The organism is Labrenzia sp. PO1 (assembly GCF_012273635.1).
In the GTDB taxonomy this organism is placed as follows: Bacteria; Pseudomonadota; Alphaproteobacteria; order Rhizobiales; family Stappiaceae; genus Roseibium; species Roseibium algicola.
The window spans coordinates 1,289,028-1,303,362 of the sequence record NZ_JAAXCR010000002.1; the positions used below are offsets into that span (position 1 = coordinate 1,289,028).

Below are 14,335 nucleotides of genomic sequence, written 5' to 3' on the forward strand. Positions count from 1 at the left end.
TTGGAGGACCTTCACGAATTCACACCGATTGCCGGCTGTTCCCGTCAGGCAATTCCTCGTCGTCGGCACTCCGGGGAGTGGAATTGGCGGCCTTGGACCTGCGGCCGAAGAGCTTCGAAACGACGACGTAGAATGTCGGCACCAAAAGCACTGCAAGCACCGTTGCCGATATCATTCCTCCAAGAACACCCGTACCGATTGCTCGCTGGCTGGCCGAACTGGCACCCGTCGCAAAAGCAAGCGGAACCACGCCGAGAATGAAGGCGAATGACGTCATCAGGATCGGCCGGAAGCGCAGTTTCGACGCTTCGACCGTTGCTTCCAGCAGGGAACGCCCCTCGTTCCTGAGATCCCGGGCAAACTCGATGATCAGGATGGCGTTCTTGGCAGACAGTCCGATGATCGTGATCAGCCCCACCGTGAAATAGATGTCGTTGGGCAGGTTTCGCATGGTGACCGCAACGATGGCCCCGACTGCGCCAAGCGGAACGACAAGCATGACGGCGATTGGAACCGACCAGCTTTCGTAGAGCGCGGCAAGGCACAGGAACACGAAGACGAGCGACAGGCCGAGCAGGAAGGGAGCTGCGTTGCCTGAAGCCTTTTCCTGGTACGACAAGCCCGTCCATTCGTAGCCGAAACCATGCGGCAAAGACTGGAAAAGCCGTTCCATTTCTGCCATCGCCTCGCCACTGGTGTGGCCGGGCGCAGGGCTGCCGCTGATCTTGATCGCCTGGAGACCGTTGTACCCGACCACTTGCGTCGGCCCCAGTTCCCAGCGCGCACTCGCGAAGGCGGAGAGCGGCACCATCTCGCCGCGGCTGTTGCGGGCGTTCAGGTCAAGCAGGCTCGCAACGTCCATCCGCTCGGCCGCTTCGGCCTGAACGATGACACGCTGCATCCGGCCAGCGTTTGGAAAGTCCGCGACATAGCTCGATCCGATCGACGTGGACAAGACCGCATTGATTTCATCGAAGGCGACCCCGTAGGCGTTCGCCTGCCGGCGATCGATATCGAGCATGATCTGCGGAGCAGGCGGCAGACCTTCGATGTAAGGGTATTGCAGGATCGGGCTTTGCCAGGCCATGCCCAACAGGGCGCTGGCAGCCTGCACAAGCGCGTCATTTCCGTGATTGGCACGGTCCTGCAAACGGAAACTGAACCCGCTGGCATTGCCGAGCGCTGCAATGGGCGGCGGCGTCAGGGTGAACACGGAGCCTTCCGGAATGCCAGCAAGTGCTCCCAGGGCCGAACCGACGATGGCTTCGGAAGAATCCCCCGGTCCTCTTTCCGCCCAGTCCTCGTAGGTTGCGAAGGAGATCCCCGCGTTCTGGCCGTTGCCGTTGAACCCGAAGCCAAGGATCGAGACGATTTTCCTGACGCCTGACCTGTTCATGAAGAAGTCATCGACCTGATCAAGAACACCGGCGGTCCGCTGCGCGGTAGACCCGGCCGGCAATTGCGTCGCGGCGATAGCATATCCCTGATCTTCCACCGGCAGAAAGCCCGAAGGCAGGCGAACATAGGTGTAACCCAGGCCCGCCAGGATCGCCATGTAGATCACCATCATGCGGTAATTGCGTTTCACGGCCCCGCCGACGACGCGGCCGTAGCCATTCGTCGTCTTGCCGATCAACCAGTCGAACCCACGGAAGAACCAGTTCTTGTGATGGGCATGGCCTTCGGGGATTGGTTTCAGGATCGTCGCGCACAGCGCCGGCGTAAGGGTCAGAGCCATGAAGGCCGAAAACACCATCGACATGACGATCGTCACGGAGAACTGCTTGTAGATGATCCCGATGGCCCCGGGAAAGAACGCCATCGGCACAAACACCGCAATCAGGACGACCGTGATGCCGATGACGGCACCCGTGATTTGCTTCATAGCCTTGACGGTGGCCTCCTTGGGTGGAAGACCTTCCTCGGCCATGATGCGCTCGACGTTTTCGACAACCACGATCGCATCATCGACCAGGATACCGATCGCAAGCACCATCGCGAACATGGTCAACACGTTGATCGAGAACCCGAATAGCTGCAGCGCGGCACATGTTCCCAGCAAGGCGATCGGCACGACAAGCGACGGGATCAGCGTGTAGCGGAGGTTCTGCAAGAACAGGAACATGATGACGAAGACCAGCACCACCGCCTCGATCAGCGTGTGAATGACCTTCTCGATGGAAATCGAAACAAAGGGCGTGGTGTCATAAGGGATCTCGAAACTGACGCCCTGGGGAAAGTTTGCCGCCAGTTCCGCCATCCTCGATTTGACAGCGTCGGCGGTCACCAGCGCGTTTCCACTCGCATTCAGCTGGATGCCGATCATCGCGGCTTCCTGACCGTTGATACTCGAGGAGATCGCATAACTTTGCGCGCCGAATTCCACGCGCGCCACGTCTCCGAGGCGCACCACGGATCCATCGGGGTTGGCCCGCAGTACGATTTCCGCAAACTCCTCGGTGGTCGACAACTGACCCGTGGTCGAGACGGTGGCCGTAATTTCCTGGCCAGCCGCACTCGGCTGGGCTCCAATGCTGCCGGACGACACCTGTGCGTTCTGTCCAGCAATCGCACCAGTCACGTCCCTGGCTGTCAGGTTGAGGCCGACGAGCTTTTTCGTGTCGATCCAGACGCGCATCGCCCGTTCTGTTGCGAACAGTTGCGCCTTGCCGACACCAGGCAAACGCCGCAATTCATCAATCACATTCCTGGCTGCGAACTCGCCCAGGTCGACAGCGTTCAAACGGCCATCCGTCGAGACAAGGCCGACAAAGAGCAGAAAGGAGCTGCTGGTTTCCTCGACCCGCACCCCTTGCTGGCGAACCGAAGGCGGCAAGCGCGCCTCCACACGGCTGATCCGGTTCTGCACATCCACGGTCGCGACCTGCGGATCGGTGCCCGCTTCGAACGTGATGTTGATGGTCACGCTGCCTTGCGCATCGCTGACGGAATCGAAATAGAGCATCCCCGTCGCGCCGTTCATCTCCTGTTCGATGAGCTTGGTGACACTGTCATAGAGATTTTCCGGTGTGGCGCCGGGATAGCTGGTTGTCACCGCAATCGTGGTTGGTGCCACGTTCGGATATTGGGAGATGGGCAGGAACGGAATTGCGATCGCACCTGCCAGGGCAATGGCAAGTGCGATGACCCAGGCAAAAACGGGCCGTTCGATGAAATACTGCGGCATTTGGAAGGACCTGTTCTAGCTCGGGATATCGCACGGTTCTGCGGCACTGCAGTCTGATACCGTGCCGCGTTCGGCGGCCTTTTCTGCAGCCGCCTTTGCCGGAGCGGCCGAGACGGGCTGACCGGGCATCGCACGATCGAGGCCGTCGACGATCACCTGATCGCCTGACTTCAGTCCCTGGGTGACAAGCCAACGGTTGCCGACGGAACGACTTGTCAGGATAGGCTGAGCGGCCGCCTTGCCGTCCCTGACTGTCATCACGCTCGCCTGGCCCAACGTGTCCCACTGGACGGCCCTTTGCGGAACGAGCACTGCCTGGTGAGCGACGCCTTCCGTCACACGGACGCGGACATAGGTGCCTGGCAACAGTTTGCCCTGCGGATTTTCGAACTCGGCGCGGAGCAGAACCTGACCCGTGGTTTCATCGACCACGGCAGACGAAAACAGCAGTCGGCCCGGATGTTCATAGGTGCTGCCGTCGTCAAGGATCAGCTCGATGGCATTGCTGCTTTCGACCGGCTGCATGTCGCCTGCATCGATTTCGCGGCGGACCCTGGACAGTTCCGCGAGCGGCGCGATGAAGTCCACATAGAGTGAACTGATATCCCGCACGATCGCCATTTGCGTTCCGTCCTCCTGGCGAACCAGAGCGCCTTCGGACACCAGCGCAGCGCCAATATGACCGTCAATTGGTGAGCGGACCGAGGCATAGCTGAGTTCAAGTTCCGCGGTCTGGAGATTGGCCTTGGCAACGGCAACTTCCGCCTGGGCCTGCTTGCGGTCCGCCAGCGCAACATCGTGCTGTTCCGTGCTGGCGACATTTCGCGCGAGCAGACGCTTCACCCGGTCTGCCCGCTGGTTCGCCAGGCTGAGCGCTGCTTCCGCCCGCGAAAGCTGCGCCTTTGCGGAAGCGACGGCGGCCGCGAATTTGGCCGGGTCGATTTCAAACAGCACGTCGCCCTTGTGGACGTCGCTACCTTGTTCGAATTGCCGTTCCAGTACGATGCCGGAAACCCGCGCCCTGACTTCGGCCAGACGAATGGGCACCAGTCGACCCGGATAATCTTTCTTGAGCGGCATGTCCTCGCCGGCCACCGTGATCGTCTTCACGGCCGGCGGTGGGAAACTGGCATGCGAAGTTTCTTCGGAAGGACTGCAGCCACTGAGTATTATCAGAACCGCAAGGAGCGGGAGTAAGTCGGGAAAGAGCCTGACGTGCATTGGTTATCCGGTAATGAGTACGAGGTACCGGCGGCAGGTTTTGGCACGCCGATGAGCCTGTAGACGCAGACCCGGACGCCTTCTTAAGACCTCAACCTAAGTTGAGGTCAAGGGCAAATTTCGGCTTCTTCAAATCCGTCACTTTCCGCATGCCACATCACCGTGCAAAGGCTGGACTTCGCCAAGTTCCGGGTCACTCATCGATTGACAAGTACGATCCCGGCGACGACGAATGCCGCTCCTGCAAGAAGTGAAAATGTCAGCTGCTCCCCCAGCAGGAGCACTGCCAGGATGCTGCCGAAGATCGGCATCAGGTGGACAAATTGCCCGCCGCGTTCCGGGCCGATGATGCCAATGCCGTAGGACCAGAGCAGAAACCCGATCGCCGACGCAAAAACCGCAATATAGGCGACAGCCAGCAGCGACTCTTCGGTGAACTCAGGCCGTTCCACCCCGCGCACGAGGAGGAAAGCCGCCATCACGCAAAGCGCCACCAGAATGCTTGCCACCAGCGTCACGCTCTGCGGCACGGCGGACGGCTTGTGGCGCAGCAAAAGCGTATACCAGGCCCAGATCAAAATCGCGCCGAGCATCCAGACCTTGCCGGTATCAACCTGAAGAAGGGACACGCCGACGGTTCCGCCAGCCAGGACCAGAACCGAGGCACCCAGCAGCGACACAAGCAGCCCGGCGATCTGGAACAAGGTCGGCCGGAACCCGCTCCAGATCATTCCACCGGCAACTGTCGCGACCGGAGCCAGCGCCAGGATCAGGAGACAGTTCACCGCGGCAGTCTGTGAGAGCGCCTGGTAGACCATCGTGTGAAACGCGGCGATGCCGGTGATCCCAAGCAATGCGACCACGCGCCATGAGGCAACAAGCTCCCGGCGATAGGAGACCAGGCCTCGCAACGTGAAAGGCAGCATCATCGCCAGGCAAAGGCCCCATCGGATCGTGTTGAGTTCCAGGGGCGTGATCTCACCGCGGATCGCACGTCCGGCGATAAAGTTTCCCGACCAGAACAGGGTCGCAAAAACGAGCGCGGCAATTGCCGCCGTGGTGTCTTTTTGGATTGCTTGTCTCATCTTTCGGTCATCCTTCGGCTTGATCTGTGGAGATCAGACGCCAAAACCGACCGGCGCACATGAGATCGATGTCCCGCTGCGCTTGATAAAGTGACGTATTGCCTAGGGTGTTTGTCCCGTCTGTGCCGACAGAACGCGCACGATCAACTCGGAACGGGTGTGCACCCCAACCTTGTCGAAGAGCGAAGAGACCTGATTTCTCACGGTCTTTTCGCTCTTGTCCAGAAGCTCCGCAATTTCCGAATTGCTCAGCCCCTTCGCCACCAAAGTCAGCACCTGTTCCTCCGCGGTGGTGAGACCGAAGTCCGCGTCGGATACCGCGAGGTCGGCGCTGGTTCCGAGGAAATCCTGCAAAGAAGAAAGAAGAACGTTCCACGCAGGTTCCGTGTCCAGCAATACGTGATTGTTGCTGTCCAGGGGCACGAATTTGGCGTCGGGGATGGTCATGGCAAGCTCGCGTCCCTGAGCGAAGGGAACGCGTGCGTCGCCATTTGCATGCAGCACCAGCGTCGGCACTTTCAATTGCGCAGCCAGATTCAGGACGTCGATACGATGAAGCGTTTCCATCGTGCGGGCTGCAATGTCTGCAGATGCGGTGTCTTGTTCAAGAGACCGCCACCATTTGTGCTGCGCAAGCGTTCCGTCCGGAATGAAGAGATGCGTAAAAACCTGATTGAAAGCAGAATCGTCCCTGCCCCACCCCAGCCGCATCAGGTTGGTCAGCGTGGCCGCTTCCAGTCTCGCCCTGTCGCTGGTGTCGCGAGCCAACAGTCCGCGCGCGTAACCGCCGATCAAGACCAGTCGTTCCACCTTGTCCGGATGGCGAAGCGCGTAAGCGATGGAAAGCGCGGCACCTTGAGACATGCCGAGCAGGGTAAAGGGTTCGTCGATTGCTTCGGTCACGGCTTCCAGGTCCGACAGCCAGGCCTCGAAGCTGATCTCGGAGATGTTTCGCGAAGAAAGACCGCAGCCGCGAAGGTCGTATCGCACGAGACGTCCGAAGCCAGTCAACTCGGCAAGCCAGTGTTGCCAGACGGGACTGTCAAGATCGCGGGAAATATGGGTCAGCCAGTGCGCGGCTCGAACGATGGTCGGCCCACGCCCTGACGAGGCGCAGGCAATGCGCGCACCATCTTTGGCGGTGACAAAGAAGATGTCTTGTTTTGGAACTCCACGCCGCATCATGGGCAGGAGTATGACATCTCTTCGCATGGGGGCACAGTATTGCCTTGGCGCGATTGCTGTTCATTTCACACCCCATTGCACCCGGCACAAACGCGCACGGCCTCCGGGATGGGCGGAGGCCGTGAAGCGTTTTTCAGTTTTTACAGGGACGCGATTACTGCAGTCGATTTCCGATCCGGGCATCGACGCTAAAGCGGCCGGCGCCACAGGCTACGATCTGCAACAGTCCACCGGCGATCGATATGTTCTTGAAGAAGTGGATGAACTGGTTCTGATCACCGAGCTGATTGTGGAAGGCCAGAGCTGCTGCCACAGTAAAGAGTGCCATGACTGCGGCAACGAGACGGGTCTGATAACCCGCGATCAGAGCAAGACTGCCGATGATTTCAACCGCAACTGCGCCGATATAGGCGAGCGTTGCGAAGGGCAGGCCTGCTGCATCGATCCAGGCGATGGTAGCTTCTGCAGACCCAAGTTTGGAAATGCCGGAAAGCAGAAACAAAGGGGCGATCAGCAGGCGTGCGGCCAGCGGCACGGCGCCGTCCAGACTGCGGGTGAGTGCGGAGCCGCCTTCAGGTGCGGCCGATACATCGAGATTTGCCATTTTCAGTACTCCTGTTTTGCCGGACCTTTCCTTATTCGTCCGGGCCTGGTTAAAAGATATCGTCTACTTTTCTGATTATAAGCCATCAAAATCAGATAACATTGTAATCGATTATTGAACAATCCAATCCGACCTGCCGTAAGCGGCGGGATGAAATCTGTGCGCCCGGGAGATTCAGCGACGGCAATTTCGAACCGAAATCTGCCGGCGCCGAAGTTTCAACCTTCATCAGGCGTTGCGGACAAAACTGGCGATGATATCCGCCGTCAGTTCAGGATGCTGATGCTGGGGCCCATGGCCTGCGCTGGGGTAAGTCACCAGTGTGACTGTCGGCAGGCCCCCGTTCAGCGCGTACCAGTTCTCGACCGGGAAGATGATGTCGTGATCTCCGCCGATATGCAGGATCGGCACGCTGGTCGTCTTCAGCATCTCCATCACCGGCGGAGCGGGGAAAGCCGGATTGGCCGGACCACCGGCAATGCGAGCCCGCGCAAAATCTATCGGAACCGCCGGGCTGGTATCGCCCTCACGCGCTTCGATGCGTGCCTGGGACCGGCTTGCGGCCGCGCGGCTTGAAGCCGATTTCGGTTCGAAGAAAAGGGCAACCACGTCTTCGAAGTCGTTCACGTCCTTGCCGGCAAGGTCGTAAAAAAGCTGCTCTGCCGGTTTCACCAGATCGCCGGGAGGTGTCGAGCCCAAGAGCACAAGGTGGCTGATCTCCTGCGGATAAAGCGTCAGCGCCACCTGGGCCGCCATGCCGCCGATCGACCAACCGAGCAGGATCACGTCCTTCAGGCCCAGCGCCTGGATAAGATCACGCGGATCTGCGGCCATCTCCAGGGGATTGTAACTGGGTGTGCCGGTGGACAGGCCAAGGCGCGGTCATCTGGCTTGTTCCCCTGATTTCTTCCACCGTGGCGGGGGTCGGTTGCATAACGATGGATACGGCCCCGCCGATCGCGGGGGCCGATGCCAGTCCTTCAAGAACGAAGCGTCGCGTGACAGATTTCATGGACATGTTGTTCCCCGTAGCTGATGCAGGCGGTGCCTGCGGTGACGTCATCAGCCTGCGGGAAAGCGCACCGTGGAACCATTGTACGGCAGGTCGTACCGCTCATACATCGGTATGGTTGTATTGAGCCCCGTGTTTGATTGAAGCTGGTGTCGAGCCAATTTCGTCAACGAAAGCCGGCTTGTTTCATGAGTCCCTCTCATCAGTGCAAGCTGGGCTCAGTGCATATTTTCCAACCGGTCTGCGGGGTAATGTGTCAGTTCCAAATTCGACTTGCCTCCCAGGCGCCTTGAAACCGGAAGCAACGCATCAAATGCAACGACCTTTCATCATCTGCCACATGATCACCTCTCTCGACGGCCGCCTCCTTCCCGGTCGCTGGCCGGCCAGCGAGGAAGAAGTCATGACAGCCTATGAAAGCGCTGCCGAACGTCTGGACAATGACGGCTGGATTGTCGGTCGGCGCACAATGGAAGATTTCATTGCCTCAGCTGAACCCTGCATCTCCGCAGGTCCGGTTCCGCGTCCGGATCTCATAGCCAGCTCTTCTGGAAACAAGGTCGCAATCTGCTTTGACCGCTCCGGACGTCTACGCCCCGAAACCGGAGACCTCGAAGGCGAACATCTCGTGATCGTGCTCTCGGAAAGAGTTGCGGACGACCATGTCCAGGACCTGTACGCCCGCGGTATTTCCGTTTTCTTTGCCGGTGCGGAGGGAACCGACCTGTCCGGTGCGCTGACAAGGATTTCGGAAGCCTTCGATTGCCGGCGCCTGTTGCTGGAAGGCGGCGGTACTCTCAACGGCGCGTTTCTGGCAGCCGACATGATCGATGAAACCAGCACACTCGTCTTCCCGGTTATTGATGGACAGAGCGGCATTCCAGCCATTTACGAGCATACGCAACCGTGTGATGCCCGCAGGCTCGAACTCATCTCCTCCAGCACATTCGACGACGGAACCATCTGGATCCGCCACAAGGTGATCCGGGACACGTCCCATCGAGACCGGAATGACAGTGACATCTGAATCTCATCCCCCTGCCGCGGCCCTGATCATCATAGCCTTCGCGACGTTCCTTGCACTCGTCGTCTTCACCGCGCCGCTGACGACGCTGGAAGCGATGACACGTGAACTGAACCTGTCGTCGGCCGGTCAGGCGTGGGTCATGGGCGGCATGCCACTGGGTGCGGCCTGCGGCCTGCTGACCGCAGGCGCCCTCGGCGATACACTCGGCCGGCGAATGACGTTCACCGGCGGATTGTGGCTCACGGTTCTGTCGTCGGTTGCCGCAGCGCTTGCCACCAGCGGCCTGTTTCTGATCCTCATGCGCATCGTACAGGGCCTTGGAAGTGCCGGTATCATGGCCTGTGGCCTAGGGTTGCTCGGACAGATCTACCAGGGCGAAGCTCGCCGGCACGCAGCGGCAATCTGGGCGGCGGCACTTGGCGGCGGTGTGGCTGCAGGTCCGATCATCGCATCGCTCCTGCTCGGGGTTTCGGGCTGGGCCGCGATACACTGGCTGATAGCGGTGACCTCGGCCCTGCTCGCCCTCGCGGCCCGGGCACGCCTTCCGGAAAGCCAACCCAGCGGTCAGAAGGTCGATCTGGCCGGAAGCGTCGTTCTGATGGCCGGGCTCGGGTGCCTTCTTTCGGCATTGACCGAGGCGCGGGTCGGGTCCGCGATGACGGTCGTAACCCTTTCGGCTTCCGGTCTTCTGCTCGTCGCGATTTTCGTGGCGATCGAAAAACGGGTCAGAAATCCGATCCTGACACTGGATCTTTTCGGCGATGCCAATTTCGCGGGAGCCACAATTGCGGCCTTCGCCTCGGGCGCAGGTGTGCTTGCCCTTATGTCCATGGTTCCGACTGTTCTGGTCCGCGGCCTTGGAATGGAACCGCTGTTTGCTGCCGTTGTTCTTGTCGCCTGGTCCGGGGTCACCGTTATCGCCGCTCTTGCGGCACGCCTGCTGCCGGATCGGTTCACTTCTAGACAAAGGGTTATCTGGGCCATTCTCGGTTGTGCACTTGCCCAGTTCCTGATGATTGCCGCTGATGCCGATACGACCTGGGCGGCCGTTCTTCCCGGTCTGTTCATCGCCGGGCTGGCCAATGGCGTCCTGAACGCTTCCCTGGGCCACGAAGCTGTGCAGACGGTCCCCCCAGAACGCAGTGCCATGGGGTCCGCCGCCAACAACACGGCCCGCTACCTCGGTTCGGCCATCGGCATTGCACTTGTCTCCCTTCTGATTGCAGAACCGACGGACGAGGGCTTTTTTGCCGGCTGGCATGGGGCGGTCATTGTCAGCACCGTCAGCAGCCTGATCGGCGTTGCAGCCATGCTGTTTGTCAGTCGTCGTGGTACCCGACCGACAGTGTGACGCTGGCGGCAGAAGCGCCCTCGACATCGCTCAATGACCAGACCTTGTCTGCTTTGTCAGTGGGCTGTCGCCGTGTGCAGGCCAGGGACATCCACTTGGTTCGCCCGGTTCGTTTCATGAGGCCAGATCATAACTCGTTTCAAGAGACGCGCCTTAATCCCCCGGCCTGATGACTTCATATTACCCGTGACGCGCCGGGCATGACGCTGCCTGAAGCGAAACGGACGCAAGCATGCTGCCGCGTTGCGCAATCAGCCGTCGGCACGCCTTCATGAAAGCTCGAGGAGAGGCACCATGGAACTGAACATCAATGGATCCCGGCACGAGGTTGACGTTGAACCCGACACCCCGTTGCTGTGGGTATTGCGGGACACGCTCGGAATGACCGGTACCAAATACGGATGTGGCCTTGCTCAATGCGGAGCCTGCACGGTGCTTGTCAACGGTTACGCGACCCGTACCTGTGTCACTCCGGTCGAAAGTGTCGCCGGTTCCGAGATCACGACCATCGAAGCAATTGAACAAGATCCGATCGGCAGGAAAGTGGTCGACGCCTGGGTGGAAAACCAGGTGCCGCAATGCGGCTATTGCCAGTCTGGCCAGGTCATGGCTGCCACGTCCCTTCTCAAGGAAAACGCCAGCCCATCGGAAGACGACATTGCCGCAGCAATGACCAATCTGTGCCGATGCGGCACTTACAATGCGATTTCGAAAGCCGTGCGTCAGGCTGCGGAAGCTTAAGGAGGCGCTCCCATGAATATTGATGAAAATTCCGGTTTCACGCGCGCCGATATAAACACAGCGCGCCCGCTGAACGTCTCACGCCGCGGCTTTCTCGCCGGTTCTATCAGCGCGCTGGTTCTGACCGTATCTCTTCCTGCTGGAACCGGGCGGGCGATTGCGCAGGCCGGCCAGACCACGCCGGGTACCCGGATCGATGCCTACCTGGAAATTCTGGCCGACAGCACGGTGAAATTCCGCAGCGCTTTTGTGGAAGGTGGGCAGGGTATCTACACCGCAATGGCCCAGATCGTCGGTGAGGAACTGGATGTCGAGCCGGGCAACTTTCAAGTTGAAACGGCGCCCCCGGGACCCGACTACCTGCTGATCGGCGGGCAAATTCGCTTTACCGGCGGCAGCATGTCCGTGCGCATGAGCTATGACGCCATGCGCAAGCTTGGTGCGACTGCCCGTCAGATGCTGCTGCAAGCCGCCTCTGGGCGCCTTGGCGTGCCCATTGAAACCCTCACGACCGAACCCGGGAAAGTGGTTCATCCGGCCTCCGGGCAATCGATCCCCTATGGAGACCTTGCGACAGCTGCGGCGGACCTTCCGGTGCCGGAAACAGTCGAATTGCGGTCGAAGGATGAATTCCGCTGGATCGGAAAGCCGCACGACAGGCTGGACGTTCTCGACAAGTCCACGGGACGGGCGCAATACGCGATCGATCTTTCGGTCGATGGTATGCTCTACGGTGCGGTACAACATGCGCCGCGTCTTGGCCAGCAATCTGGCGCATTCGCCAATGAGGCAGACGTCGCGGCGATGCCAGGCGTGCATTCCCTTCACAAATTGCCCGGTGCCGTTGCGGTTCTGGCCGACAGCTGGTGGCGCGCCCGGATGGCCGTTGAGAAGCTGGAAGTCGAGTGGACAGAAGCTCCCGCAGGTACCGCTCGCGCCATGCCGGACACCTTCTCCTCCGAAGCGCACAAGGAAATGCTCAAGGCGACGGCCGGTCAAGGGATCGCGTTTGAAGCCGAAGGAGATGCCGATGCCGCGCTAGCATCCTCCGCCAAGGTGATCGAAGCCGCCTATGACGCCCCCTATCTGGCGCACGGTCAGCTTGAGCCGCCCTCTGCACTTGTGCGCTGGAACGACGACGGCACCCTGGAAATGTGGGTCCCGAACCAGGCTCCCGAGATGTTCCAGGCCGATGCCGCGAAGGTGGCCGGGATATCTGCGGACAAGGTCATTGTTCATTCCCCGATGCTCGGGGGTTTCTTCGGCCGTCATTTCCTCTATCAGACGGCAAATCCCTATCCGCAGGCGATCCTGCTGTCCAAGGCGGCTGGCCGCCCGGTAAAACTCCTTTGGAGCCGCGAGGAAGAATTCCTGCGCGACGCTCTTCGGCCAATTGGCACGGTGCGGTTCAGGGCTGCGATCGGCCCGGATGGCCATCCCCTGGCTTTCGATGCGGTTGCCGTCGGCGAAGGCCCCACCGGACGCTGGTACGGTCGTCAGCCGGACAAGGTCGACAGCTCATCGGTCGAGGGAATTGCCGGCAAGCCCTACGCGATCGCAAACAAGCGCGTGGGTCAGATCCATGTCGATGATCCGGCCATTATCGGGTTCTGGCGTTCCGTCGGTCATTCGATGAATGATTTCTTCTATGAGTCCTTTTTCGACGAAATGGCTGATGCCGGCGAGCAGGATCCCTTTGAACTGCGTCTCAAGTTGCTGGACCACAGCCCACGCCACAAGACACTGTTGCAGACGGTTGGTGACTTGTCCGGGGGTTGGAAAAGAGGGCCCTTTGAGGCGGAAGACGGAACGCGGCGCGCCCGCGGCGTTGCAATGGCCTCTCCTTTCGGCAGCGAGGTGGCAACGATTGCAGAAGTCTCCCTGGATGGCGGCGAAGTGGTCGTTCACGATGTCTGGGTCGCGATCGATCCGGGCAGCATCGTCAATCCAGCGATTATCGAAGCTCAGGTAAACTCCGCCGTGGCACTCGGTCTTTCTTCCGCATTGCTGGAAGAGGTCGTTTACACCGATGGTATGCCCGAAGCCCGCAATTACGACATGTATCCGATCCTGCCTCCTGAGCGCATGCCGCGCGTTCATGTCCGTATCGTGGAGAGCGGTGCGCCGATGGGAGGTGTCGGTGAACCCGGGCTTCCAGGCGTGCCGCCGGCAGTCGCAAATGCCGTAGCTGTTCTCACCGGCGAACGGATCCGGAGCCTGCCGCTTTCCAGGTTTGATTTTTCGGGAGCAAACGGATGATCAGCAAGATTATTGCAGCCATCGGCATTTCGCTGATGATTTATGGTGCTCCCTGCGCTTTTGCGCAGGGAGGTGAACTTTCGGGACAACAAGCGCTCCTTGAAAAACAGGACCTTGGCCTTCAAGCTGGCAGGAGCTGATTGCTGCGAACCATGAACGCTCGTCAGCACCCTTCAGACGACGCCTTGAAGGACAATGTGCTGGTTCTCGCCTTGCCGCTTTTCCCGACATATTTGACCTTCGCCCGCATGAAGGCGGGATAACCGGCCCCAATCGTCTTGGTCGAGAACCCGTAACTGTTCGTCACGGTGACCGCTCCATTGATCCGGCTTGAATAGAATTCTCCCGTAGCTGTGTTCAGGCTCAGTTTCTCCGTGCGCGTGAAACATTTGCGCCCTTCGGGGCAGACCTGCGTATGAACCCCGCACCGGTTTTGCTTGTAGTCGTTGAAGAAGTAGACGGACTTCACCGGCCCCTTGGAACCGGTCTTGATGAAGCAACCAACAGGATGGTTGAACGGACAGGCTTGTGGTTGACCTGTCACTCCCTCATTGGAGCGCGACTGTGCTGTCGCAAATTCTGCCGGCAGACCCAGCAGAAGGCCAGCTGCAAGAGCGTAGGCGTATTTCATCAGATTGTCTCCTTTGAGCCGAAACTCGGGAA

General features: G+C 59.8%; 11 protein-coding genes. 4 read left to right on the plus strand and 7 right to left on the minus strand.

Going from position 1 to position 14,335, the window contains the following annotated elements:
• Positions 1-19: 19 nt before the first annotated feature.
• The 6 genes from HCG46_RS13865 to HCG46_RS13890 all read right to left on the minus strand — a co-directional run bounded on the left by HCG46_RS13865 (position 20) and on the right by HCG46_RS13890 (position 8,152).
• Positions 20-3,187, minus strand: coding sequence for an efflux RND transporter permease subunit (locus HCG46_RS13865; RefSeq protein WP_168686524.1), 3,168 nt, complete (start codon positions 3,185-3,187; stop codon positions 20-22).
• 15 nt (positions 3,188-3,202) lie between these two features.
• A complete protein-coding gene (locus HCG46_RS13870; RefSeq protein WP_286185341.1) occupies positions 3,203-4,408 on the minus strand; it encodes an efflux RND transporter periplasmic adaptor subunit in 1,206 nt (401 codons plus the stop codon).
• Between the two features lie 197 nt (positions 4,409-4,605).
• Positions 4,606-5,493, minus strand: a complete 888-nt coding sequence (locus tag HCG46_RS13875) for a DMT family transporter (RefSeq protein WP_075281710.1) — start codon at positions 5,491-5,493, stop codon at positions 4,606-4,608.
• Positions 5,494-5,595: 102 nt separating this feature from the next.
• Positions 5,596-6,705 (minus strand): alpha/beta fold hydrolase, encoded by a 1,110-nt coding sequence (locus HCG46_RS13880; protein ID WP_205838494.1) that lies wholly within the window; start codon positions 6,703-6,705, stop codon positions 5,596-5,598.
• Positions 6,706-6,832: 127 nt separating this feature from the next.
• Entirely contained in the window at positions 6,833-7,282 is a 450-nt protein-coding gene (locus HCG46_RS13885; RefSeq protein WP_168686526.1) for a DoxX family protein, read from the minus strand.
• A 228-nt stretch (positions 7,283-7,510) separates the two neighbouring features.
• Positions 7,511-8,152, minus strand: a complete 642-nt coding sequence (locus tag HCG46_RS13890) for an alpha/beta hydrolase (protein ID WP_286185389.1) — start codon at positions 8,150-8,152, stop codon at positions 7,511-7,513.
• Positions 8,153-8,607: 455 nt separating this feature from the next.
• Here HCG46_RS13890 and HCG46_RS13895 point away from each other — a divergent pair, with 455 nt between their 5' ends.
• The 4 genes from HCG46_RS13895 to HCG46_RS13910 all read left to right on the plus strand — a co-directional run bounded on the left by HCG46_RS13895 (position 8,608) and on the right by HCG46_RS13910 (position 13,672).
• Positions 8,608-9,321 carry a dihydrofolate reductase family protein gene (locus tag HCG46_RS13895; protein WP_168686528.1) on the plus strand — a complete coding sequence of 238 codons (714 nt, stop codon included), beginning with the start codon at positions 8,608-8,610 and terminating at the stop codon, positions 9,319-9,321.
• Positions 9,305-10,672 carry an MFS transporter gene (locus tag HCG46_RS13900; RefSeq protein ID WP_168686529.1) on the plus strand — a complete coding sequence of 456 codons (1,368 nt, stop codon included), beginning with the start codon at positions 9,305-9,307 and terminating at the stop codon, positions 10,670-10,672. The genes HCG46_RS13895 and HCG46_RS13900 overlap by 17 nt, the downstream gene beginning before the upstream one ends.
• Before the next feature lie 294 nt (positions 10,673-10,966).
• Positions 10,967-11,413 (plus strand): (2Fe-2S)-binding protein, encoded by a 447-nt coding sequence (locus tag HCG46_RS13905; RefSeq protein ID WP_168686530.1) that lies wholly within the window; start codon positions 10,967-10,969, stop codon positions 11,411-11,413.
• 12 nt (positions 11,414-11,425) lie between these two features.
• Positions 11,426-13,672, plus strand: coding sequence for a xanthine dehydrogenase family protein molybdopterin-binding subunit (locus HCG46_RS13910; RefSeq protein WP_168686531.1), 2,247 nt, complete (start codon positions 11,426-11,428; stop codon positions 13,670-13,672).
• Between the two features lie 163 nt (positions 13,673-13,835).
• Here HCG46_RS13910 and HCG46_RS13915 read toward each other — a convergent pair whose 3' ends face one another.
• Positions 13,836-14,303 (minus strand): hypothetical protein, encoded by a 468-nt coding sequence (locus HCG46_RS13915; RefSeq protein WP_168686532.1) that lies wholly within the window; start codon positions 14,301-14,303, stop codon positions 13,836-13,838.
• Positions 14,304-14,335: the final 32 nt, after the last annotated feature.